This is a genomic window from Kyrpidia spormannii (assembly GCF_002804065.1).
Taxonomy (GTDB): Bacteria; Bacillota; Bacilli; order Kyrpidiales; family Kyrpidiaceae; genus Kyrpidia; species Kyrpidia spormannii.
In genome coordinates this window covers 903486-927350 of record NZ_CP024955.1, presented here as the reverse complement: position 1 = coordinate 927350, position 23865 = coordinate 903486, and the positions used below count along the sequence as shown (strand labels likewise).

At 59.7% G+C, this 23865-nt stretch carries 20 protein-coding genes, 3 tRNA genes and 1 riboswitch; of the genes, 8 read left to right on the top strand and 15 right to left on the bottom strand.

The window, feature by feature from the left end:
* Positions 1 to 49 precede the first annotated feature (49 nt).
* Genes uvrC through CVV65_RS04570 form a run of 3 tightly spaced genes read right to left on the bottom strand, consistent with a single transcriptional unit; the run spans position 50 to position 3244 of the window.
* Positions 50 to 1825, bottom strand: coding sequence for an excinuclease ABC subunit UvrC (gene uvrC / locus CVV65_RS04580; RefSeq protein WP_100669182.1), 1776 nt, complete (start codon positions 1823 to 1825; stop codon positions 50 to 52).
* Positions 1826 to 1830: 5 nt separating this feature from the next.
* Positions 1831 to 2322, bottom strand: a complete 492-nt coding sequence (locus CVV65_RS04575) for a hypothetical protein (protein ID WP_100667138.1) — start codon at positions 2320 to 2322, stop codon at positions 1831 to 1833.
* Positions 2323 to 2341: 19 nt separating this feature from the next.
* Positions 2342 to 3244, bottom strand: coding sequence for a radical SAM protein (locus CVV65_RS04570; protein WP_232796711.1), 903 nt, complete (start codon positions 3242 to 3244; stop codon positions 2342 to 2344).
* 128 nt (positions 3245 to 3372) lie between these two features.
* Here CVV65_RS04570 and trpS point away from each other — a divergent pair, with 128 nt between their 5' ends.
* A complete protein-coding gene (trpS, locus tag CVV65_RS04565) occupies positions 3373 to 4356 on the top strand; it encodes a tryptophan--tRNA ligase (protein WP_100667137.1) in 984 nt (327 codons plus the stop codon).
* A 93-nt stretch (positions 4357 to 4449) separates the two neighbouring features.
* On the opposite strand, the gene CVV65_RS04560 is transcribed toward trpS, so the two are convergent.
* The gene (locus tag CVV65_RS04560) at positions 4450 to 5343 is read right to left on the bottom strand and encodes a methylenetetrahydrofolate reductase (protein ID WP_100667136.1); all 894 of its coding nucleotides are present in this window, start codon (positions 5341 to 5343) and stop codon (positions 4450 to 4452) included.
* Positions 5344 to 5442: 99 nt separating this feature from the next.
* A riboswitch (SAM riboswitch) is annotated at positions 5443 to 5547 on the bottom strand.
* A 285-nt stretch (positions 5548 to 5832) separates the two neighbouring features.
* On the opposite strand from CVV65_RS04560, the gene CVV65_RS04555 reads away from it, so the two are divergent.
* The gene (locus tag CVV65_RS04555; RefSeq protein WP_100667135.1) at positions 5833 to 6297 is read left to right on the top strand and encodes a PCYCGC motif-containing (lipo)protein; all 465 of its coding nucleotides are present in this window, start codon (positions 5833 to 5835) and stop codon (positions 6295 to 6297) included.
* Between the two features lie 75 nt (positions 6298 to 6372).
* Positions 6373 to 7161, top strand: coding sequence for a DODA-type extradiol aromatic ring-opening family dioxygenase (locus CVV65_RS04550; protein ID WP_100667134.1), 789 nt, complete (start codon positions 6373 to 6375; stop codon positions 7159 to 7161).
* A 123-nt stretch (positions 7162 to 7284) separates the two neighbouring features.
* On the opposite strand, the gene CVV65_RS04545 is transcribed toward CVV65_RS04550, so the two are convergent.
* The 3 genes from CVV65_RS04545 to CVV65_RS04535 form a co-directional block, all read right to left on the bottom strand.
* The gene (locus CVV65_RS04545) at positions 7285 to 8700 is read right to left on the bottom strand and encodes an ammonium transporter (RefSeq protein WP_100667133.1); all 1416 of its coding nucleotides are present in this window, start codon (positions 8698 to 8700) and stop codon (positions 7285 to 7287) included.
* Positions 8701 to 8769: 69 nt separating this feature from the next.
* Positions 8770 to 9522 carry a 3'-5' exonuclease gene (locus CVV65_RS04540; protein WP_157935376.1) on the bottom strand — a complete coding sequence of 251 codons (753 nt, stop codon included), beginning with the start codon at positions 9520 to 9522 and terminating at the stop codon, positions 8770 to 8772.
* 7 nt (positions 9523 to 9529) lie between these two features.
* Entirely contained in the window at positions 9530 to 10561 is a 1032-nt protein-coding gene (locus tag CVV65_RS04535; protein ID WP_100667131.1) for a DUF294 nucleotidyltransferase-like domain-containing protein, read from the bottom strand.
* 249 nt (positions 10562 to 10810) lie between these two features.
* On the opposite strand from CVV65_RS04535, the gene CVV65_RS04530 reads away from it, so the two are divergent.
* Positions 10811 to 12292: a nicotinate phosphoribosyltransferase gene (locus CVV65_RS04530; protein ID WP_100667130.1), complete on the top strand. Its 1482-nt coding sequence runs from the start codon at positions 10811 to 10813 to the stop codon at positions 12290 to 12292.
* Positions 12293 to 12403: 111 nt separating this feature from the next.
* Here CVV65_RS04530 and proC read toward each other — a convergent pair whose 3' ends face one another.
* The 6 genes from proC to CVV65_RS04500 all read right to left on the bottom strand — a co-directional run bounded on the left by proC (position 12404) and on the right by CVV65_RS04500 (position 18970).
* Complete coding sequence (gene proC, locus CVV65_RS04525; protein ID WP_100667129.1) at positions 12404 to 13249, bottom strand: pyrroline-5-carboxylate reductase; 846 nt, start codon at positions 13247 to 13249, stop codon at positions 12404 to 12406.
* A 351-nt stretch (positions 13250 to 13600) separates the two neighbouring features.
* Entirely contained in the window at positions 13601 to 13921 is a 321-nt protein-coding gene (trxA, locus tag CVV65_RS04520; RefSeq protein ID WP_013074673.1) for a thioredoxin, read from the bottom strand.
* A gap of 121 nt (positions 13922 to 14042) precedes the next feature.
* Positions 14043 to 15419 carry a dihydrolipoamide acetyltransferase family protein gene (locus CVV65_RS04515; protein WP_100667128.1) on the bottom strand — a complete coding sequence of 459 codons (1377 nt, stop codon included), beginning with the start codon at positions 15417 to 15419 and terminating at the stop codon, positions 14043 to 14045.
* Between the two features lie 42 nt (positions 15420 to 15461).
* Entirely contained in the window at positions 15462 to 16442 is a 981-nt protein-coding gene (locus CVV65_RS04510) for an alpha-ketoacid dehydrogenase subunit beta (RefSeq protein ID WP_100667127.1), read from the bottom strand.
* A complete protein-coding gene (gene pdhA / locus CVV65_RS04505) occupies positions 16439 to 17524 on the bottom strand; it encodes a pyruvate dehydrogenase (acetyl-transferring) E1 component subunit alpha (protein WP_100667126.1) in 1086 nt (361 codons plus the stop codon). Before pdhA ends, CVV65_RS04510 begins: the two co-directional genes overlap by 4 nt.
* A gap of 69 nt (positions 17525 to 17593) precedes the next feature.
* On the bottom strand, positions 17594 to 18970 hold the full coding sequence (locus tag CVV65_RS04500; RefSeq protein WP_100667125.1) for an FAD-binding oxidoreductase: 1377 nt from the start codon (positions 18968 to 18970) through the stop codon (positions 17594 to 17596).
* Between the two features lie 245 nt (positions 18971 to 19215).
* Here CVV65_RS04500 and gltX point away from each other — a divergent pair, with 245 nt between their 5' ends.
* The 4 genes from gltX (at position 19216) to CVV65_RS04480 (ending at position 21112) form a co-directional block, all read left to right on the top strand.
* On the top strand, positions 19216 to 20718 hold the full coding sequence (gene gltX, locus CVV65_RS04495; protein ID WP_232796710.1) for a glutamate--tRNA ligase: 1503 nt from the start codon (positions 19216 to 19218) through the stop codon (positions 20716 to 20718).
* 159 nt (positions 20719 to 20877) lie between these two features.
* A tRNA-Gln gene (locus CVV65_RS04490) sits at positions 20878 to 20951 on the top strand.
* Positions 20952 to 20956: 5 nt separating this feature from the next.
* Positions 20957 to 21032: transfer RNA gene (locus CVV65_RS04485), tRNA-Glu, on the top strand.
* A 4-nt stretch (positions 21033 to 21036) separates the two neighbouring features.
* Positions 21037 to 21112 (top strand) — tRNA-Lys (locus CVV65_RS04480).
* Positions 21113 to 21852: 740 nt separating this feature from the next.
* Here the strand turns inward: CVV65_RS04480 and CVV65_RS04475 are convergent.
* A complete protein-coding gene (locus CVV65_RS04475; protein ID WP_232796709.1) occupies positions 21853 to 23214 on the bottom strand; it encodes an RNA-guided endonuclease InsQ/TnpB family protein in 1362 nt (453 codons plus the stop codon).
* Entirely contained in the window at positions 23177 to 23818 is a 642-nt protein-coding gene (locus CVV65_RS04470; RefSeq protein ID WP_100669178.1) for an IS607 family transposase, read from the bottom strand. Before CVV65_RS04470 ends, CVV65_RS04475 begins: the two co-directional genes overlap by 38 nt.
* Positions 23819 to 23865: the final 47 nt, after the last annotated feature.

The following is a 23865-nucleotide window of genomic DNA, read 5'->3' as shown; positions in this document are numbered from 1 at the left end:
TCGTATATCGAAACAGTCAACACCGACGCGGGCCTCCCGCCTCGCCGGATTATTTCAAGGCTTGCAAGATCTGCTCCGCCAACCGGTCCCCGATGCCCGCCTGGCGAAATTCCTCCACCGAAGCTTGGCGAATCGCCTCCACCGAGCCGAAGTGTTGCAAAAGCTTTCGTTTTCGCTTCTCGCCAATGCCCGGAATATCATCTAATACCGAATGCATGATCCGCTTGCCCCGGGTTTGCCGATGAAAAGTAATGGCAAACCGGTGAACTTCCTCCTGAATGCGCTGAAGCAGATAAAATCCCTGACTGTGCCGGTCGATGGGCACCGGTACCGGATCATCTCCGAGGAACAATTGGTCCGTCCGATGGCGGTCGTCTTTCGCCAATCCGCACACCGGGATTTCCAGGTCCAGCTCGTCCTGCAGCACCTCTAAGGCCGCTCCGATCTGCCCCCGGCCCCCATCCACCACGATCAAATCTGGCAGCGGCAACTTCTCCCGCAACACCCGGGTATATCGCCGCCGAATCACCTCCCGCATGGAGGCGTAATCATCCGGCCCCTGAACGGTTTTGATCTTGAATTTCCGATACTCTTTTTTCGCCGGCTGTCCGTCCACAAACACCACCATGGCTGCCACGGGGTCCGTCCCTTGCAGGTTGGAGTTGTCAAAAGCCTCGATCCGCCGGGGCGCGGCGATGGCCAACACGTCCCCCAACTCCCGCACCGCCCCCACCGTGCGCTCCAGATCCCGCTCCTCCAGAGCCAGTTTCTCCTGGAGCGCGATCCGGGCGTTCTCACAGGCCATCTCCACCAACTGCCGCTTGGGGCCGCGCTTGGGCACCACCACCCGGGCCCCCAGCCATTCCCCCAGCACGTCTGTCTCCACCCCTTCGGGCAGGTAAACCTCCTTGGGCCGCTCGGTCTCCTCAAAATAAAATTGCGCCACGTAAGAGCCAAAATCCTCTAAGGGATCGTTGTAAAAAGGAAAAATCTGCACCGCCCGTTCGATCAATTTCCCACCCCGGATAAAAAAGACCTGGACGCACATCCTTCCCCGTTCCGCATAAAATCCGAAAACATCCCTGTCCACCTGATCTTGAAACACGATCTTCTGCTTCTCCATCACCCGCCCGATGTGCTGGATCAAATCCCGGAGCTCCTTCGCCCGCTCAAAGCGCAGAGCTTCGGCTTCCTCGTGCATCCGCCGCTCCAGCTCCTCGACAATCTCCCCGTGGCCCCCGTTCAGGAACCGCCCAATGTCCTTGCGGATCGCCTCATACCGTTCCGGGTCCACGGGATACTCACACGGGGCCAGACACTGGCCGATGTGGTAGTACAAACAGACCTTTTTCTTGAGATTCCGGCACTTGCGCAACGGGTAGAGGCGATCCAACAAGCGCTTGGTCTCCATCGCCGAACCGGAGTTCGGATACGGGCCAAAGTAGGACGCTCCGTCCTTGGCCATCCGCCGGACGATCTCCAGGCGGGGGTGTTCCTCCCGGGTAATCTTGATATACGGGTAGGACTTATCATCCCGGAGCATGATGTTGAAGGGGGGTTGGTGCTGCTTGATCAGATTGCACTCCAGAATCAGCGCTTCCACCGCATTGTCCGTCACGATGTATTCAAAATCCCGGATTTCCGAGACGAGTTTCTGGGTTTTCGCATCATGGCTACCCGTAAAATACGAACGCACGCGATTTTTTAACGTTTTCGCCTTCCCGACGTAAATCACCCGGCCCTCGGCGTCCTTCATCAGATAGACGCCGGGTTTGCCGGGAAGGAGGGCCAATTTCTCCTTCAGCCAACGATGTTCCTCGATCATTCCACTCACCCAGTTTTCATTGTATCCCGCTGGCGAAGCCAATGAAAGAGGAAAACTGCGGCCATGGCGGCCAAATCCCCCCCGACAAACCACCAGGATCCGGATTCCACCCAGCCGGCGATCGGCCGGGACCAAAAAGGATACAGGTAGGCCGGTGCAAATTGGCGGTGGGTAAACAGGTCCACGGCAATATGGAGCGCGGCCCCGGCGGCCACCGCTGCCGCGGCCCGAAATCGGCCGATGAGAGCCGCCACCATCACTGCGCTCCATAGGGGGAGGGAATGACTCAGGCTGTCCCCGGCAAACACCCACGGCCGCCCCATCAACCCGTCCAGGCCCTGCCGGAGCAACGTGCCCCCTCGGCCCGTCAGGATCATGAACAGCCCGGCACTCCACAACCACAGATCTGGCGCCAGGGCCCCGGCCACCAAAAAAGGAACGTCTCTTCGTTTTCGAAATATCGCGTACATCCAAAACCCATGTCCCAGAGTATCCACCCGACCCGCTCCTTTCCTTTCACTCCCCCCTAGGGTGCGGTGGTGACGTGAGGTTCATTCCAGCAAATCCTGCAGCTCCCAGTCCAACCCGTCCGGGGCCGAGAATGCCTACGAAGATCGGGATCAGGCGCAGATGAAGATCCGGGTCAAACCACCCCTCATAACCGGCCGCTTCAAGCCGCCGGGGCATGCCCAGCAACCGGCTCCGCTTTCCACCGGATCCGTCTCCCAGGTGAAAGGTATCCAGGACTACCCGGTCCGCCGCCTCGGCCAGCAGCCGGGCCAGCCTGTACGGGTTCATGGGCAAAACCGGGGACACCGCCGCTTGAGTGGGCACGCCGGCCCTCCGCAATCGCGCCAAGGCCCGAAGGCGACCGGAGACCGGCGGCGAGGTCGGGGTGAGCAGGCGGCGGACCTTCTCGTCATCGGTCTCCACGGTGAGACTGACCCGCACTTTTTTGCCCAGGGCTCGCAGGAGATCCACATCCCGGAGGACCATGGGGGAACGGGTTTGAACCACCAGTTGGTCGACGCCTCCTTCTTCCGCGATCACCCGAAGCAGCTCCCGGGTGATCTTCCATCGCCCTTCCACTGGCTGATAGGGGTCTGTGGAGGAGCCCAGGAAGATTCTGAGTGTCTCTCCCCGAACCCGGCTGCGCCGCAGCTCCCGGCGAAGGCGTTCCGGGGCACCCTCTTTGACCGTCACCCAGGTCCCCCAGGGTTTTGGATGGAGTAAAGCCACCGGCAGGCGCCGCACGTAACAGTAGGGGCAACCGACGGTGTCCCGGCCGAGGTTGTCCACCGGTCGGCCAAAGGCGCACCCGATGTACGGGTTCAACGAATGGGTGAATCCTGTCAGATACCCCGTGGCCGGTTGCAACATCCGCCCGGCCGTCTTTTTCTCCACATGAACCTCGGCCAACCCCCGTCCCCCCTCGCCATCGACTATTTTGCCGAATGTAAAAAAAGACGTCAAAAAACGTCGAAATCCGTTTTCGCCGTGGCAGTCCGGTCCGACCTTTTGGTATGATAAAAGCCGAGGTGACCACGATGCGCGTATTTTCCGGGATGCAGCCCAGCGGCACGCCCACCCTGGGCAATTACCTCGGCGCCCTGCGCCATTTTGTCGACATCCAAGATGAAGCCGAAAGTTTTTACTGCGTGGTGGACCTCCATGCCGTTACGGTCCCCCAGGAACCTGCCGCATTGCACCGGCAGACGAGACAACTCAGCGCTCTGTATCTGGCGGCGGGGATCGATCCTCGTCGGTCGGTCCTTTTCCTTCAATCCCACGTCCCCGCCCACTCCCAGTTGGGGTGGCTGATGGAGTGCCTGGTGCATTACGGTGAGCTCGGGCGCATGACCCAGTTCAAAGAGAAATCTGAGGGCAAGGAAGGCGTGAGCGCCGGCCTGTTTACATATCCTGCCCTTATGGCGGCGGACATTTTGTTGTATCAGGCCACCCATGTCCCGGTGGGGGAAGACCAAAAACAACACCTGGAGTTGACCCGGGATCTGGCCGAGCGGTTCAACAAGCGGTACGGGGATACGTTTGTCATCCCGGAGCCCATGATCCCCAAAGTGGGAAGTCGGATCATGTCCCTGGACGACCCGACGAAAAAGATGAGCAAAAGCAGCGCCAACCCCGGGAGCTACATTTCCCTGCTGGACAGCCCCGACGACATCCGGAAAAAGATCCGCCGGGCGGTGACCGACTCCGAGGCGGAGGTGCGCTTCGATCCCCAGCGGAAACCGGCCGTAAGCAACTTGCTCACCATTTATTCATCATGCACGGACAAAACGATCCCCGAACTGGAGAAACAGTATTCCGGGGTGGGATATGGACCTTTTAAGCAAGATCTGGCCGAAGCGGTGGTGGCCCGGCTGGAGCCGCTGCAAGAGCGGTATAGAGAGCTGGTCGACAGTGAGGAGCTGGACCGCATTCTCGCCGAGGGGGCGGCCAAAGCCAAGGCTGTGGCGGAACCGAATCTGCACCTGGTCTTCGAACGGATGGGATTTCTGTTGCCCCGTTGAAAACTGGGAACCCGCTCGGGGTTGCAGGGCCGTCGGGCGGGATGGAGCGGAGCGTCGAGCCCTTCCGCACCGCTCCATCCGGGCTGGTGCCCTTTAAATCGCAGCCCGGCGAAAATCGGTGTCGATATCCAGGATCTCGTACACCGCCCGCAGGTCCCCGATGGGAAAGAGATGGGCGCCGGCCGCGAACTCCCTCAGTCCCCCGTACAACTCCCGGCAGAGGGCGATCCCCGCAGCCCGGCCGCCTTCTTCCACTTTCTGAATCACGTCTTCCCCCACCCGCACCCCGGGTACCTTCTCGTTAAAATAGCGGGCTTGGCGGGCGGACTTGAGCGGCAGAAGTCCGAACAGGATGTGGACCGGCAGGTGGCGGGTGCGCTCCCAGAAACGCAAGGCCGTCTCGATATCGAACACCGGCTGGGTCTGGACGAAGCGAACCCCGGCTTCCACCTTGGCCGCCAATTTGGCCACTTCGGCGTCCAAATCTTCCGCCCCGGGATTGGCCACCCCGCCGATCAAGAACCGGGTCGGGCCGCTCAGTTCGTGGCCGGTCAAGTCGTAGCCTTGGTTCAGTCGTTCAGCCAGCCGGGCCAAACCGATGGAATCGGTCTCAAACACCCCTTTAACCTCGGGATGATCCCCCCGGCTGGGAGAATCCCCGGTCAAGGTGAGGATGTTCCTCACCCCCAGGGCCGCCGCACCCAACAATTCGCTCTGAAGGCCGAGCAGGTTGCGGTCCCGACAGGTCAGGTGAAAAATCGCTTCAAGGCCCAGATCCTCCTGGACGATGTGAGCCAGGGCGATGGGGCTCATCCGCAGGGTGGCCATGGGACTGTCCGCGATATTCACCGCATCCACCTTGCCCCGGAGGAATTTGGCCGCTTCCATGGTGGGCAAGGGATCCGCCCCCTTGGGCGGCTCCAACTCCACCGTGGTCACAAACTTGCCGAGGGCTAACTTTTCCCGTAAACCGTGCACATTGTACATCCCCAGATCCCCCCACTCCGCGCGTCTTCCTCGCCTCCATCCCCTAAACCCACCAAAAAACCCCTTTCCGGTGGAAAGAGGTCGGACTATTGTCCCCCTCTCTCATCTTCCGGGGTCTCCCCGCAGGAATTGGCACCGTGCCGGTGTTCCGACCGGTTGCCGCGGCATCATCGGGCCCGTCCCTCCGCCAACTCTGGATAAGAGTAAGGATCCATCGCGAGTATTCGGTTTACAATTACCTTCACCTTACGTGAATTTCTCAGCCGTGTCAAGGGGCCGCATTTGGCACATCCGCGGGAGTTCCATTCGGCATTTCCAAGAACTCGGCGTGGTCTGAAGGGTTTTGGTGGTTTACCCACACCCTTTTCTTATGTTAGCCTAACCGTGTCGAGCTAACCAAGCCATCATATCTCCCCTGTTCCGCATTTTACCTATGCGATACGACATTGGAGAGAGTGAAGGCGAGTCTGTCAGAAAGAGGTAGCAGAAATGAGGCGTTCAAAAATCCTCCACCTCAGCATTGTTTTTCTTTTGTCATCCACCTTTCTTGTGGCCTGTGGTTCCTCTTCCTCCTATCAGGGCGATATCCTGGAAACTACAGCCTCTGCTGAAGTATTGCCGACCTTTTTAAACAACCAGCAGGAAGCGGTCCGCCAAATCTATGCAGCCGCCGGCAAATCCACCGAACTGTTGCAATGGATCCCATGCTATTGCGGATGTGGGGAAAGCGCGGGGCATAAAAGCAACAGGGACTGCTTCATCCGCGCTGTTAATCCGGACGGGTCGGTGGTTTGGAATAGCCACGGCGCCGGCTGCGGCGTCTGTTTGGAAATCGCAGCTCAGTCCATAGGGCTGTGGAGAGATGGCAAAAGGGCGAAGGACATTCGGGCTTTTATTGAGGAGAAGTACAAAGAAGGGTACGCTCTGCCGACTCCAACCCCTCAGCCTTCCTAATCCTTCGGGCGACCGGCCCTTCTCCCCAGAAGGCGCCAGGATACCCAAAGAGTGTGACGATAAGGAGGGACTTTGGTGAACCCGGCGTATTTCATTGCCCATGGAGCCCCCACTTTGGCCATTGAAAACAACCCATACACACAGCTTCTGCAAAGCGTTGCTTCCCGTTTTCCAAAACCCAAGGCGGTGCTCCTATTCACCGCCCACTGGGAATCTCCCGTGCAGCTCATTGGCGCCCCCGAGCAATTCGGGATGATCTACGATTTTTTCGGATTTCCCGATGACCTTTATCGGATTGTCTACCCCGCCCAAGGAGCGCCGGAAGTGGCCGAAGAAGCTCGAACCCTTCTTGACGAGGCTGGTATTCCCGCCAAAATCGATCGAGGCCGCGGGCTCGATCACGGCGCCTGGGTGGTGCTTCGCCTCCTGTTCCCCCATGCGGACGTGCCCGTGGCGACCCTGTCCGTCAATCCCGCCCTACCCCCGGAAAAGCAGTACGCCATCGGTCGGGCCCTCGCTCCCCTTCGTCGGGACGCGCTGATCCTAGGCAGCGGTGGGACGGTGCACAATCTGTGGTCTCTCGATTGGAGCCGAGAACAAGACGGACTTCCGGCAGACTGGGCGCAGAGCTTTGACGACTGGCTACGAGATCGGATCGAGAATTGGGACACCCGAGCACTTTTTCGCTATAAGTCCGAGGCCCCTTATGCCCACATGGCCGTTCCGCGAAACGAACATTTTGTTCCTCTCCTGATCGCCATGGGTTCGGCCGACGGGGACCGCGCGGCCCGGCGATTATGCCAGTATTACCAATATGGGTCCTTGAGCCTCAGTTGTTGGGAGTTCGGCACCAGCGGAATGTGAGGGACGAAAAAAGACGAGAAGGGTGGTGAAATCTACTCACCACCCCGTCACCGATCGTCTCCCATCCCCCTTTGGAGCGCCTCGGTGTCCTTCTTTCGACAGCTTCGTTAAATGCGATCCAAATCAAGCCGTGGGTGTCGCGCGAGTTCCGGAAGATCCCCCTTGGGAGAACTCACCGCCGTGGGGCAGTTGTTCCGGATACCCCGATGCGCCGTGTTCACTGACATCCAGGCCGATGATCTCCTCTTCCCGGCTGATCCGCAGACCAACGGTGGCCTTGATCGCATAGAGAATGATGAACGACACCACGAACACATACACCCCGGCCGCCAGTACCCCGGCCGCCTGCACGCCAAGCTGGTGCAGCCCGCCGCCGTAGAACAGGCCCGGCGCGCCGACGCCCACAGATTTCACCAAATCCGGAGATGCAAAAAACCCCGTGGACAAAGTCCCCCAGATCCCGGCCACACCGTGAACCGAAAAGGCTCCCACCGGATCGTCCACCCGGGCTACCCTCTCAAAAAACTGCACCGAGAGGACCATGACCACCCCGGCCACCGCCCCGATGACCACTGCCGCCCAGGGCTCCACAAACGCGCAACTCGCCGTGATGGCCACCAAAGCAGCTAGGACCCCGTTGAGCATCATTGGAATGTCCGGCTTACCGAGAACGGCCCACGCGGTCAACAACGCCGCCACGCCCCCGGCTGCCGCCGCCAGATTGGTCGTCATAGCGATATACGCAAAAGAAACGTTCAATGCCGACAAGGTGCTGCCGGGGTTGAACCCGAACCAGCCGAACCACAGGATGATGACGCCGAGGACGGAGTATACGGTATTGTGCCCGGGCAGGGAATGAACGCTGCCATCCTTGCCGTATTTGCCGATGCGCGGACCGAGCAGCATCGCCCCCACCAGAGCCGCGACTCCGCCTTGAAGATGGACCACCGTCGATCCGGCAAAATCCTGCATCCCGAGACCGGACAGCCAGCCGCCGCCCCAAATCCAGTGCGCCACAACGGGATAGATGAGGGCTGAAAACAAAATCCCGAAAATGAAGTACACGATCAGTTTAGCCCGTTCGGCGATGCCGCCCCAAAAGATAGCCAGTGATACCCCTGCGAACACGACTTCAAACATGTACTTGGCGCCAAGGGGGACGTCGCTGTAAGACAACGAACCGAAAACTTGATTCACCATATCATCACTGACGTTGAGAAACCACCCCTGAGTTCCGACGAACGCATTTCCCTGCCCAAAACTGATGGCAAACCCCACCGCCCAGAAGACCAGCGCCGCCAAGCCAAAACTCAAGATGTTTTTCCCGGCGATGTGGCCGGCATTTTTCATTCGGGTCGATCCGGCCTCCAACAGGGCAAAACCGGCCTGCATGAAAAACACCAAGAACGCGGTCACCGCAACCCACACTGTGTCCACCGCCTGGGCGACATCCTTGACGGTCGGATCCGCCGCCAAGACCACAGACGGTGCGAGAAGGACCAGAGCCGGCAGGAACCCCCATCTCGCCCATTTGATCATTGCCCACCCTCCTCAATCTCGCGGATATGAAAGAGACACTTTATATGATATATACAATAACCGCAGATGTCAATATTCATCACCAATAACAACGTCCGTTTTCATCCACGTAAAAAACTCTCCCCATTTTGTCAGACCTTTTCTTGTAAATAAGGTGAGAAATACACTCCATATCCGGGCAGTCAACAGGGCGTCGTTCAAAGCCCGGTGACGAGTCAGCGGCGGAATCGCCATGCGTTCAATGAGATAGTCCAAAGTGGCCTCGCCGCTGTCGGGCCACAGTCGCCGGGCCACTTGGGCGGTGTCCACGACCCGACGGGGCAACTCAATGCCGTAGAATTGGTTTAATGGAACGTTAAGGAAATTAACATCGTGTCCGGCGTGATGAGCGACCAAAACAGCGTCTGAGGAAAACGCCATGAACCGCGACAATACGTCTTGGACTTTGGGAGCTCGCCAGAGTTCTTGTTCACTCAGCCCGGTGATCCGCCGGACCACCTCCGGGACTCGGCGACCGGGTTCAAGAGCGATCAGTGATGAGAACGTTTGATCTTCGCGGACTTGCCCATTTTCCACCCGTACGGCACCGATCTCAATCAAGGCGTCGGTACGCCAATCGAACCCCGTGGTTTCCGTATCAAACACCACGTAGGTCAAGCGATCCAAGGGCTCTTCCCAGATATCCCGGCGGTTGATTTCCCGGACCATTTGGCGCAGAGCCGCCTCAGTGGCAACAGAACCCTCAGCGGACGCGGCGAGCAGTGCCGTGACATCGCGATTTTTCAACAGCCGTTGAAACCATCCCAGACGCTGCGGCTTCACGCTTTCTTCACCCCCGCCGGTAGAGATGCTGAAAATACTGATAGGTTCGTTTCTGAAGGGCCCGGGTCGCAGACAGAGCCCGGAAAAGCTGGTCCACCATGTCCCGCGGCAACTCCGCAGGATCCACCCAATCATCCGGCGGCCGGTCTGCGAGGAGACAATCCCGATGCCTTTTCCAGCGAAGGGCAAGGCAGATCCGAAGGGCCTCAGCCGCCGCCCGAGCCTCTTCAGCACTCCAAAGTCCGCTCTTTTCGAGTACCTCGATCCGCTCGCGGGTCCCCGGTTCCTCGATCCCCGCCCGCAGGGCCCAAAGTCGGACGCTGCCCACCAAAGGGGCGTATAACCCGGTTTTGATATCCACCATCCCCTGCCGCTCCTCGGCCCCGGTACGGAGGCGCCCCAGGGCGGTCAGGGCCGCCCGCCCAACCCGCCAGCCGTGATCTGCCGCCGACCACAGGGCATAGCGGGCATCCCGAAGGGCGGAAACAACCCCTTTCCTCACGCGATGACCGAGCCCCGCGTCTCCGCAGGCCGGACGCTGATCGGCGGCAATTAACAACAGCCGTACATTGCTCCAATCCGGGTAATCCAGGTATCCCTGGATCCGGCGGGCCCATTGTTCTGGTGTGCCCCGCCACCGGGGGTTCACCGCCATGACATAGCCCCGGCACAGAGGGTACCCCGCGTCATCCAGCCCCCCGACCACGCGCCTGGCCATCTCTGCAAAATAGCCTTCCACGGCATGTTCGGCTCCTTCGGGCGAGTCGTAAACCAGGGCATTGTCCTGGTCGGTGCTGATCATCTGCTCTCGCCTGGCCCCGCTGCCAAGTTCAAGCCAACAGTAACGAGCGGGGGCCAGACCCCAGCCGTCCCGTTCCAAAGCTTCCTCAGCCAATGCGACGACGCGGCAGAATAAACGGTCATGGAAGGTCGACAGCATACGGGGGTCTGTAATCGTTCGGACCGCCGCAGCATGGAGCCTCCGCAAATCCACCGGGGTGCCGGCCTCATCGATCCGATCAAACAGTTGTCGGTCCACCCCACCTCACCCCCGGCGGAGTTTTTCCCATACGTTGACGTTAAATCTGTCATTATTAGTTATGTATTATATCACACGGACTGAAACGTGGCTATCTGTTTTTATTTTCCGTGGGTGCCATGGAAGTGGGAGCAATGGGTGTTTTGCAGCGGATTGTGCTACAATTCTAATGAGATCCCGAAGGTTGCAATCCAGAACCCGGAGTTGGCCCGGGGGTCACCGGTTTGGGGCACGAAAGGAGGAGCACCGGTGAGTTTTCCGCTGCTCTTTGATTTTTACGAACTGACGATGGCCTATGGGTATTTTCGCGCCGGAATCCACGAGCGCACAGCTGTATTCGATCTTTTTTACAGAAAGGGACCCTTCGAGCACCCGTACGTCCTTTTCGTCGGCCTGGAGGGGGTCCTGCAAGGTATCGAGAATTTTCGTTTCGGAGAGGACGAAATCCGATATTTACAAAGTGTAGCCCCTCAGATCCGAGACGAGCAATTCTGGGACTTGTTGCGCCGCTTTCGATTTCACGGGACAATCTACGCGCCCGAAGAAGGAACGGTGATGTTTCCCCGGGAACCCATGCTGCGGGTGGAGGGGAAATTATTCGAGGTTCAACTTTTGGAAACGATGCTCCTTACGTACGTGAACCATCAGAGCCTCATCGCCACCGCCGCTCACCGGATGGTGGAGGCAGCCGCCGGCAAACCTGTGATCGAAATGGGAGCCCGCCGGGCCCAAGGGGTGGACGCCGCCATCGACGGGGCCCGGGCCGCATACATCGGGGGAGTCAGTAAAACCGCGACAACTGAAGCGGGACGCCGATTCGGGATACCCATTACGGGAACCATGGCCCATAGCTTTGTTCTCGCTTTTCACCGTGACGTCCAGTCTCCGGATCAGGCGAAGGAAGCGGAACTTGAGGCTTTTACCGCCTACGCCGAGGCATTTCCCGACCAATGTCTTCTTGTCGTAGACACCACCGACGTGGAGCGCAGTGGCTTGCCCAACGCCATTGCTGTGTTCCGAAAGCTCCGGGAGAAGGGATACGAACCGATTGGGGTGCGCATCGACAGCGGGGACCTCGCCTATCTGTCCCGAGTCTGTCGAAAGGCTCTGGATGAGGCCGGGTTTCCGGGCGCCCAGATTATCGCTTCCTCGGATCTGGATGAGTTCGTTATTCGAGACCTTTTGGCCCAAGGCGCGCCCATCGACGCCTTTGGCGTCGGGACGAACTTGATCACCGCGCGGTCCGACCCCGCATTGGGCGGAGTCTACAAGCTGGCGGCAATTGAATGGGAGGAAAACGGGGAACGCCACCTGAGCACCCCGATCAAACTCTCGGAAAACCCCACCAAGGTCACCTTGCCCGGCCGCAAGAACGTGGTGCGCCTTTTGAAGGATGGACAGTTTGTCGGCGACCTCATCATTTTGGAGGACGAAGAAGACCCAAAAGGTCCTCTGCGAATGATTCATCCGGAATATCGCTGGAAACAAAAGGTGGTCACCGATTACGAAGCCATCCGACTGCTCCGCCCGGTGTACCGCGACGGTCGTCGACTGATCGATAAGATTACGCCGGATACAGCCCGACAGACGGCTGCCCAATCCTTGGCACAGCTCTCGCCGGAGCACCGGCGGCTCCACATGCCCCACGAACCCCACGTCGATCTGTCAGATGCCCTTTACGAGCGCTGGATGGCAGAGATCCATAGGCGCCGGATGGAGAAAGTCCAGTAGCCGCGTCAAACCGGGCAGGCCCACCTCACTGGCCGAGCCGCCCTACGATCCAATGCGGGCGGCTTTCCGGCTTTGACCGCTCAGAGGGTCGCCACTGTCAAGAGCGGCCGCTTACCCATCGGCCTCCGAGGCCGCAGACTCAGCAAAAGCCTCTTGCAACTCCCGGCTCCTCTCCGCCGCCCTTCGCACCGCCTCCCGGAGGGCCTCCGCCACGTGGCGCAGCTCCAACACCTGGATTCCCGCTTCCGTGGTCCCTCCCGGGGAGGTGACTTGCCGCCGCAGGGTCTCCGGCGACTCCTCGGTATTGCGGAGCATGAGCGCCGCTCCGTAAAGCGTCTGTTCCACCAACCCCCGGCATACCTTCTCGTCCAAACCCATCTCCCTGCCCGATGCCATCAGTGCTTCAGCCAGGTAATATACGTAAGCGGGACCGCTTCCCGACAACCCCGTGACCGCATCCATCTGGCTTTCTGGCACCACCACCACTCGGCCGACAGCAGCAAAGATCTGTTCCGCCAGATTCATCTGTTCCGCCGTTGCGTAACGGCCCGGGGCCAGGGCCGTGGCCGATTCCCTCACCCGACAAGAGGTGTTTGGCATGGCCCGGATGACTGGAATCTGTCCCCCGAGCTGCCGCTCGATCCATTCCGTCGGAATGCCAGCCAAAACCGAAAGGATCAGGGGCTGGCCCTGCAGGTGATCCCTCACCTCGACCAACGCGTCTCCGGCGTCTTTCGGTTTCATGGCCAGAATCAGCACCTCGCCCCGGCGAATCGCTTCAGGGCGCTCCACCGCCACCACGCCGTACCGCCGAGCCAGGCTGTCCTTTTTTTGCCCGTTCCAGCGATTGGCGACCCGAATCCGGTCCGCCCGGGCCGCCCCGGCATCCAACAATCCCCGAATCAATGCCTCGGCAATCGCCCCAGCGCCGAGAAAAGATAGATTCTTCTCGATCATTACCCGGCTCTCCTCTCCACGCGATCCGAACCTCGCGGCAATAAGAAAGCTCTCCCGTCTTAAAGGACGGAAGAGCCCCTTCCGCGGTACCACCTTCGTTGGCCTCATCGGCCCCCTCATCCCGGACAACCCGGATCCGGTTAACGCCCGGCCACGGCTCACCTTCGCGGATCCACGGCGGTCCGCTCCGGCAGCAGCTCCGAGGGGGGGTCCAAAGGGGACGGCGCGGGCCTCCCAGCCACGAGCCCGTTCTCTGGGGCCGTCTTACACCTCTGTACTGGTCCTCGTCTTCGCCTTGCCCCTTCTATTACCTCACACTATAGAATACTCGACTCCGGCGATCAAGGCCCTTTAGCTCAAATGGGGCCGAAGGGTCGCCGACAAGCGGGCTTTGTTCTGATAACCGATCACCTGCTGGACCACCTGCCCATTTTTGAACAAGAGCAGGGTGGGGATGCTCATGATTCCGAAACGGCCCGCCGTGCTCGGATTATCGTCGACATTCAACCGATAAATCTCCAGTTTTCCAGCCCATTCTTTTTCAAGTTCATCAAGAACTGGAGCCAACATCCGGCAAGGCCCGCACCAAGGCGCCCAAAAGTCCACCAATACCGGCCCGGCCACCTGCTCGACTCGACTGGCGAACGTGGCATCCGTCACTTCTTTCGACATGCCTAATCCTCCTTCCGAATACCCACAGAGGTAGTATACCGCAGACCGATCAATTGTGCATCTGGCACCTATCCGATTCTGCGTCGTCGGTCTCCAACCCTCGGAAATGGCTCAGCCCCTCTTAGATCCGAACCATCAATTGCGTTGGGTTGCCGAGAAGCTGCATGATGTATCCCATAAACCGAGTGGCCGCGGCCCCATCGATGATTCGATGGTCAAAGGTCAGGGAAATCGGCATCATCCATCGCCCCACCACCCGGTCATCCTCCAACATCACAGGCCGCCGGACGATCTTCCCCGTGGCTAGGATCGCCGCCTGGGGATAGTGAATAATCGGAGTGGCAAACAGGCCGCCGAACGAACCGATATTGCTGATTGTAAACGTCCCGCCCCGCATCTCGTCCGGAGACAAGGACCCCGACCGGGCCTTCTCCTTCAGCTCTTCGATCTCTTCCGCGATCTCCAGCACACTTTTGCGATCGGCATCGTGAACGACCGGAACCAACAGACCATCCGGCGCATCCACCGCAATACCGATGTGGTAGCGGCGCTTGACGACAATCTCCCGGCGTTCGTCATCGAGAACCGCGTTGAAATACGGATACGCTTTTAACCCGGCCACCACAGCCTTCACGATAAAAGGCAGATACGTGATCTTGACCTGCCCCTCGGCGGCACTTTCCTCCACTTGCCGCCGGAAAGCCACCAACTCGGTCACGTCTGCTTCGTCCATCCCCGTCACATGGGGGATCGTAAATTTTGACCGCACCATATGTTCCGCGATGACCCGGCGAACCCCCCGAAGAGGGATCCTCTGCTCGTCCGCGTCTTGCCCTGGAGCGAAGGAACCCTCTGCTTCCCGGGCGCCAACTGGGGAGACGGCCTCTTGTCCCTTCGGTTCCGCAGTGGACAACGTTTGAGCGCCCGTCTCCGGACTACCTTCCCCAACCTGAACCTCCGGGCCGGGAGTGCCGACCCCCAGATCCCGGTCACCTCCCCGGGCGGCAAAGGCCCGCACGTCCTCCTCCAGAACTCGGCCCCCCGGGCCCGTCCCGGGTACCTGATTGATATCGATCCCGAGTTCCCGGGCGAGCCGCCTCACCACCGGGGCCGCCTTGGCTCGCTGAAATCCATTGCCAGTACCCGGACTGCCCGGCGGCACCTGCCGCTCCGATTCCCGGCCCACAACGCCACTGGTAGCAGATCCCGCCGCCATGCCGTTGGCCGCCGCAACCCCTCTCAGTCCCGGCACTTGTCCCTCCTCGGTCTCGATCTCCACCAACACCGTTCCGACAGGCACCACCTGTCCTTCGTCCCCATGTACCTCCACGACCTTTCCCGCAACTGGGCTTGGGATCTCCACCGTCGCCTTGTCAGTCTGGACCTCGAGCAGCACCTGATCCTCGGTGACCACCTCACCGGGCTGCACTCGCCAACGAACGATTTCCGCCTCGTGAATCCCTTCCCCCACATCGGGCAATCTCCACTGGTAAAGCATGGCAACCTCCATTCCCAAAGCCGAAGAAACCTTTGGACGGTCTTAAAATGCTGCAACGCGGTGAATCGCTTCCACGACCCGATCAACGCTCGGCAACCAGGCGTCCTCAATGGCCGGGGGCGGATATGGAGTGTCATAACCCGTCACTCGAACCATCGGCGCCGCCAAGGAAAGAAACGCGCTCTCCGCCAGCCGCGCCGCCACTTCTGCCCCCACCCCGCCGCTGCGCACAGCTTCGTGAACCACGACCACCCGCCCCGTTTTCTCCACCGAAGCCACCAGGGTTTCCGTGTCCATGGGCGCTATCGTGCGCAGATCGATCACCTCACAGGAATGGCCCCAAGCCTCCTGGGCCGACCGGGCCGCCCGCACCGCCACGGGGACCGTGGGGCCCCAAGCAATAACGGTCACGTCCTGCCCCGGGATCACCACCTGGGCCCGGCCGATAGGCACCTCGTACCACTGTTCAGGAACTTCTCCGCGAAAGGCCCGGTACAGTTTTAGCGGCTCCAGGTACAAGACGGGATCCGGATCGCGAACCGCCGCCAGAAGCAGCCCCTTCGCATCCCGGGGATTGCTGGGCATGACCACTTTGAGGCCCGGCGTGTGCAAAAACAAAGCCTCCAAACTGTCCGAATGCAACTCTGGGGTTCGCACGCCCCCGCCAAAAGGCGCTCGAATCACTATCGGCGCCGAATACTGCCCCCCGGAGCGAAAACGGATTCGCGCCGCCTGACCGGCGATTTGGTCCATCGCCTCATAGATGAATCCCAGAAATTGAATCTCCGCGATCGGCCGCATCCCCGCCACGGCCAGCCCGACGGCCGCCCCCACAATCGCCGACTCCGCCAAGGGGGTGTCCACCACCCGATCCGGCCCGAAGTGGGCCTGAAGCCCCTCGGTGGCCCGAAACACTCCGCCATTCTTCCCGACGTCTTCCCCGAGCACCATCACCCGATCGTCGCTCTCCAAGGCCATCTTCATCGCCTCGTGAATGGCCTGGATCATCGTCATCTCTCTCATTGCATTCCCTCCCTCCGGGAGGCGCGGGCCCTCCACTCGTCCCTCTGGTTGGACAGGTCGGGGGTCATCAAGGCGTATACGTGCTCAAAAGCGAAAGATGGATCCGCTTTAGGATAAGACTCCGCCCGAACCACCGCCTCGTCCACCATGCGCCTTGCTCGCTCCCACTCAGTGCGCTCCTGCTCTTCGGACCAGATCCCCCGTTTTTCAAGAAACTTCCGGAATCGCACGATGGGATCCCGCTGTTCCCGCCACCTTTTCAGCTCCTCTTCATCCCGGTATCGGGTGGGGTCGTCCGCTGTGGTGTGTGGTCCCAACCGGTAGGTCACCGCCTCAACCAAGGTCGGCCCCTCCCCGGCCCGGGCCCGATCTACAGCCCGGAGCATCCCTTCATAGACGGCCAGAACATCGTTTCCGTCCACGCGAATCCCTTCGATCCCGTACGCCACCGCCCGTTGCGCCACAGTCGCCGACCTCATTTGATGAGACACGGGGACACTGATCGCCCACCCATTGTTCTGACAAAAGAAAACCACCGGCACACTGAACACCGAGGCGAGGTTCAGCGCTTCATGAAAATCCCCTTCGGAGGTCGCGCCATCGCCAAAATACGAAACGGCAACGCTCCGCTCGCCCTTCAGGCGGCAGGCCCATCCCGCCCCCACGGCGTGGAGGAGTTGCGAGGCAATGACGATCTGCACGGGAAACATGCGAGAATCCTCCGGCACCTTGGCCCCGTCCGGATGACCCATGCTGTAAAGCAACGCCCGCTCCATGGGCAATCCGTGATAAATCAGCCCGGCCAGTTCGCGATAGCTCGGAAACACCCAGTCGTCCTTTTCTAGGACCGCGAAACTGCCGATCTGGGCCGCCTCCTGACCGCTAAAGGGCGCATACGTCCCGATCCGTCCCTGCCGCTGCAGATTCAAAGCGCGTTCGTCAAAGGTGCGAGCAAGGACCATCCCCCGATACATCCCGACAAGCCGGTCTTCCGCGAGATCCGGTACAGGTCCCACGGGTGAACCTTCTTCATCGAGCACCCGATACAGCGGTTTGGGCTCGTCCGCCCGATACACTTCCATCCTCTTCTCCCCTTTCGTGGACCCCGGCCGAGCGGGTCCGTCGGCACATCCCGGTCGGCGCACCGCTCATCAGTCTGGAATCACCTTGCCGGGATTCATAATCCCTTTGGGATCGATCAACGCCTTGATTCCCCGCATCAGTTCAACCGCCTCTCCATGCTCTTCCGGCAAATACTTGCGTTTCCCCATACCGACCCCGTGTTCTCCAGTGCAGGTTCCACCCCGCTCCAAGGCATAGCGCACAATCGCGGCATTCACCTCTTCCGCCCGGGCGATGTCTTCGGGGTTGTCAGCATCTACAGCGAACCCGGCGTGATAATTGCCATCCCCCACGTGCCCGAGAATAAATCCATCCATCCCCCGCGTCTCCATCAACTCGCGAGCCGCATGCAAAGCACCCGGCAGATGGGAAATGGGGACACAGACATCGGTGGTCATCATCTTTTTCCCCGGCGCCATTGCCATCAGCGCCAACGCCGCGTGATGGCGGGCCTCCCAAAGCTTAGCCACCGCCTCGGGGTCGTGTTCATAGACAAAGGTCTGGCAACCCTCACTATTCACCAACTCTTCAGCCAGGCGGATATCTTCTTCTACCGCCTTTCGTCCGCCGCCAAATTCGAGAAACAGGGTCGGACTTTCCAGGTAATCGGTGCCTTTGAAGCGATTCACCGCCACGATGGTTTTGGCATCCACCAGCTCCACCCGCCCCACCGTCATCCCCGATCCAATCAGAGCCACCGCCGCTCGTCCGGCCGACTCGACATCCGGAAACACGGCCCTGGCCGCCGCCGTATGCTCCGGGATGCCGTAGACGCGCAAAATCACCTCGGTAATCACGCCCAAGGTTCCTTCCGAGCCGACGAACAACCCAGTTAAATAATACCCTGCCGAAGACTTGACCGACAGTCCCCCGGTGTGAATGATCCGCCCGTCCGGAAGCACCACCTCCAGGCCCAACACCTGCCCCCGCATCGCCCCGTAGCGCACCGCGTTGGTTCCACTGGCGTTGGTGGCGGCCATGCCACCGAGGGTGGCATCCGCCCCCGGATCAACGGGGAAAAATAATCCGTGCCTCCGCAAGGCTTGGTTGAGTTGGCTTCGGGTGACTCCGGGCTGGACGCGGACGAGAAAGTCCTGGGGCCGGATCTCCAGAATTTGATTCATTCGGCTCAAATCCAACGTGATGCCGCCCCGAACGGGGATGACGTGCCCTTCCAGGCTGCTGCCAACCCCAAAGGGTACCACAGGAATCCCGTTTTCATTGGCAAATCGTACAATGCGGCTCACCTCCTGGGTGTCGGTGGGAAATACCACCGCTTCCGGAAGATGGGGGGCGTGATAAGTCAGATCGTGACTATGGTGCTCCAAGATTGTTTCGTTCACCGTGACTCGGTCCGGGTCAGCCAGCAGGGCGCGCAGGTCATGGATGGCGCCGGACACGTTCATCCACCGTTTCACTCCTTTCAGTTGGCAAGAATCCGAACAATGATGCATTTTCTTCTAAAGTCCACGCGATTCGGACTCGACTTGTATTTCATAGAATCATGATACCGCATCGCCCCCGGAATCGGCAAAACCTCTCAACCTGGCTCTGACCGCCCGGACTTGCCTTTTCCCGGCCCAAACATCTATCATGGGAAGAGGATTTGATCGGATGCAACGGGTGATCATTGCGGAGGGAGTTTGTGACGATGACTGACGGCAGTGTACGTGTGAGATTCGCCCCGAGTCCCACCGGGGCCTTGCATCTCGGGGGGGTTCGCACGGCGTTGTTGAACTGGCTGTTCGCCCGACACACCGGGGGGCGGATGGTGTTGCGCATCGACGATACGGATTTGGCCCGATCCTCCGAAGTTCACTTGCGCCAGATTCTGGAAGGTTTTCGGTGGCTCGGGCTCTCTTTTGACGAAGGGATCGAGGAGGGCGGAGCATTTGGTCCTTATCGACAGTCCCAAAGGCTGGAGATCTATCGGCGACATCTGGACAACTTGATCCAGCGGGGGCTCGCGTATCCCTGTTATTGTTCTGCCGAGGAGCTGAAGGCAGCCCGGGAGTCCGCCCTAAAGGAAGGGCGAACGCCGCGGTACCCGGGGACCTGCCGCCACCTAGCGCCCGAGGAGCGAGCTGCCCGGGAAGCGGCCGGCCAGCGGCCGGTATACCGTCTACGGGTCGATCAGGATCAGCCGGTGGTCGTCGACGACCTGGTCCGGGGGCGAGTGGAATTTGCGCCCGATCAACTGGACGATTTTGTCATTTTCAAGAGCGACGGGTGGCCTACGTATCATTTTGCCACAGTGGTGGACGATCTGGAGATGGGGATCACCCATGTGATCCGGGCAGAAGAGCACCTGTCGAACACGCCGCGCCACGTGGTGCTATTTCAACTTTTGGACGGTCGAGTGCCGGCCTTTGCCCACGTGCCCATGATCCTAGCCCCGGACCGGACCAAACTGAGCAAGCGCCACGGGGCCACGTCGGTGGATGAATTTCGCAGCCTCGGGTTTCTCCCTCAGGCTTTGGTGAATTACTGCCTACTTCTGGGGTGGTCCCCCGGGGACGAGGAAGAGATCATCAGTTTGGACAAGGCGGTGGCGCGCTTTTCCATCGATCGGATAGTGAAACACGCGGCCGTCTATGACATTCGCAAACTGGAATGGATCAACGGCCACTATCTTCGGACAATGCCCTTAGATAAAGTGTGGGAGTATGCCCGACCATTTTTCGAGGAGGCGGGCTTCGTTTCACCGACGGCCACCGAGGCTGAAATCCAGGCCGCTCAAGCCCGCCTGGATGCGGTGCGCGAGCGGGTGCACACGTTGGTCGAGGCGGTGGATGCGGTCTCGTACTTTTATCGGCCGGTTACCGAGTACGATCCAAAAGGAGTGCGTAAACATTTGCAGCGGCCGGAGACGGCCGACCTCTTGCAAGAGGCCCGCAAGGTCTTAGAAGGGGCTGAATCGTGGGACACGGCGACATTGGAGACCCTTTACCGCGACCTCATTGCTAAGCGGGGGATCAAGGGCGGAGAGTTGATCCACCCGACCCGCCTCGCTTTGACCGGACGAACCGTGGGGCCGGGACTGTTTGAGGTGATGGCACTGTTGGGACGCGAGGCAACCCTTGACCGTCTCGCCCAAGCCATTCAATATCTGCGAAGTCAAACGACCCATTCCACCACCCCAACTGGGCTTTAATTGTGAAGACCGGGGTCGCGCCGCAGAGGGACGCCGTCCCTGTGGCACGACCCTTCTCTGATAGGAAGAGAGCAGTGATACACGTACAAAATTCGTTGTGCTCCAGGGGTTGACGAAAACGGGCTCCGGAGATTATAATGAAGAACGTGTCAAGCACAGTGCGGGATGGTGCAATGGTAGCACGCCTGACTCTGGATCAGGTAGTCTAGGTTCGAGTCCTAGTCCCGCAGCCATTGTCGGCCCTATCGTCTAGTGGTTTAGGACGCCGCCCTCTCACGGCGGTAACATGGGTTCGAATCCCATTAGGGTCACCACCTCGGGCCGTTAGCTCAATTGGTAGAGCACCCGACTCTTAATCGGATGGTTGGGGGTTCGATTCCCTCACGGCCCACCACTCATCGTGAACATCCCCGAAAGCCTTGTTTCATTTAGCAAAAGAGCCTCCAACCTTGTGATTCCCAATCTGCCTTGTGCCTGGGGCAATTGCACGAGTCTAGTGTGTTTGGAGGATAACAAAACCCCGGTTTCCCCAGTTTTTTTCTCATCGTGGTACGCCAATATTCACGGGCTTAGCTTGTGCAGCACGTACCGATTCAACGATACTCCCTCTTGATGCACCTGCACAGCCATCCAACCGCCCAATGGCCTTTGCGTCCTCTGCGAAAGGTCGCGACATTCAATGAGTAATAGACATAGGAGAAGGGACATTCACCTGGGGCTCCCCTTTTTTCGCTAGTATTGCTTCATCTATGCATCTCATGGCATAATGAACGAGATTCAACTTCATCGATGGAATTAAGATCCAGCCAAATCGTAATTCCGTAAAGACAGGCAGGTCCCACGTCTTTTGAGGATGTGGGATTTTGTATGTTATTAAACTCTCTCACCTCAACGCGCTCCAAGGAGGACAGCCATGTCGAAACGGATCCGAAATGACCCGCTCAAAGAATCTCATCCCCGCGATTTACAGAATCACCGCGCATTCTGGTCGATTACGACGGCGGTGGGTGCAGCGACCACAAGCCAAGGAATGCTCATCCGCTCTCCCAAACCTACACAAATCTCTTTTTGCGCAGGATCTGGGTTCAGGACTGTCATGTCCCTCATTTGATTTCTTGGCGGCTGGCGGCGTGATCAACTCACCCGCCCGCCGGCGGCCCCCGAAATCTCTTGGATCCCTAGACCGTCGAACCGCCAAGCCCGCCTGGTGCATACGGCAATCTTGCCTCCCAGACGGCCCGAGCCAGGCACCTCTAGCTTTTCAAGCACTTGCTTAAGCCCGTTGATCGATGAATTCTCGTCCCGGATGTGGTACGTCCCGCACTCCGGACAGGTCCACTCCCGAACCTCCGGAGGAATCCCGACCGGCACTTTGTAGTGGCACTGGCAACACGTCCGGGTCGACCCGTCTTCGTCCCACTCCCCGTACACCTTGCCCGACCGGGTCGCCACCCACTCCAGGGCCTCTTTGAACCGACCAATAAGCGACTGGTTGTTCATCGCCCGGCGCATTCCTGTGCTGATCCCCCCGCCGTGCGGCGTGTAATTCCCCACATACACCCCGTCATACTCCCGGTACAACCGGTTGGCCACCGTCCACAGGTACACCTTCGTCTGCTCTCGGCGCACCCGCCACAGCTCTTCCAGCCGCTCGTTCAGCTTCTTCCACCTTCGCGACGGCAACCACACCTCCGATCCGTCTTCCCGTACCACCCGAACCGACTTCCTCTTGCACCGGTCCCGAAGAGACTTTACCTCGTCAATCCGCCGGTCCAGAATCTTGAGAAACCACGGGTTTTGGATTTCCGTCGCCACCCCGTCGGTCCCCACTCCGTAGCCCAGGTTCTTGTGGTTCGGGTCAATCGCGATCACCCGTCCCACAGGCCGCCGGGCCGGTACAGGCCTCTCCACCGTGAACACCGCGTAGAACAGCTTCCCTTCCTTGACGATCCGAAGCTGGCGAACCATTCCCGGTTCGAACCAATCGGGCAAGGGTTCCGCCAGACGGGCGGTCACCTGGGCTTGCTTCTCCTTGCCTGTCTTTTCGTCCAGGACTTTCCCCAGGGATAACCGCAAAGTCCCGTACTCCAGTCCGAAGCCCTTCCAGGGCTCGTCGTATTGCAACGAAAACCACTCCCGCTTCCACGACCGGAACTTCGGCCAGCCGACCTTCTTCGCCCCCTTTTCGCGACGGGCCTTCTGGTATTTCCGGATCGCTCCGCTCAGCCGCAGGGCCGCGTTCTTCAGCACCGACGAATACACCGTCCGCAGGAACGGATATTCCTTCTTCAGCATCGGAATCCGGTTGCGCAGGCCCCGCTTGGTGTACAGCACCCTGGCCGCTTCCGGGGCCTGGGTGCTCCGGAACTTCTCCCGCAAGGTGTTCGCCTCTTCGAGCAGGTGATTGTACAGCCAGTTGGCGATCCGCGACTGCCCGTCCAGCACCGCCGCGGTGTGTTCACCCACTTCCAGGCGCATTTTCAGGGCAAATCGCATCGGCTGCCTCCTTCAACGTCTTCAGGATGTCCCGGTTCTTCCGGCTCCGGCTCCCGTACAGCCGGGCCGAAAACACCGTGATGATCTCCAGCACGTCCTGCACCAACTCTTCCTCGAAGGTCGCCTCTTCCGAGGCATTGATGATGACCACCTCCGTTCCGAAATGCTCGCACAAGGAGAAGACCAACTCCGACCCGAACCGAAGCAGGCGGTCCTTGTGGGTGACCACCAACCGGCCCACCTCCCCGGAACAGATCCGGCGAATGAGTTCCCGCAGGCCCCTTTTGTTGTAGTTGAGCCCGGAACCCAAGTCGCGGACCACCTCAAACCGCCACCCGTTTGCGGCGCAGAACGTCTCCAGCAACTCCACTTGCCGTTCCAAATCCCCCTTCTGGTCGTGACTGGAGACCCGGGCATAGGCGAGAGTGATCCGCTCTTTCGGTTCCGGTTCCTTGCGGGCCCATCCGCGAAGACTGGCCAGGTCATACCGACGGTGACCTCCGGGTGTCCGCTCCACCCGGATTTTCCCTTCCGCTTCCCAGCGGCGAAGGGTCTCCGGGGCAACTCCCAACTCTTTGGCGGCTCTACCAATGGAAACCTTCATGAGATAATATTACACAAAATGATGAGGAATATCAATCTTCATTAAGG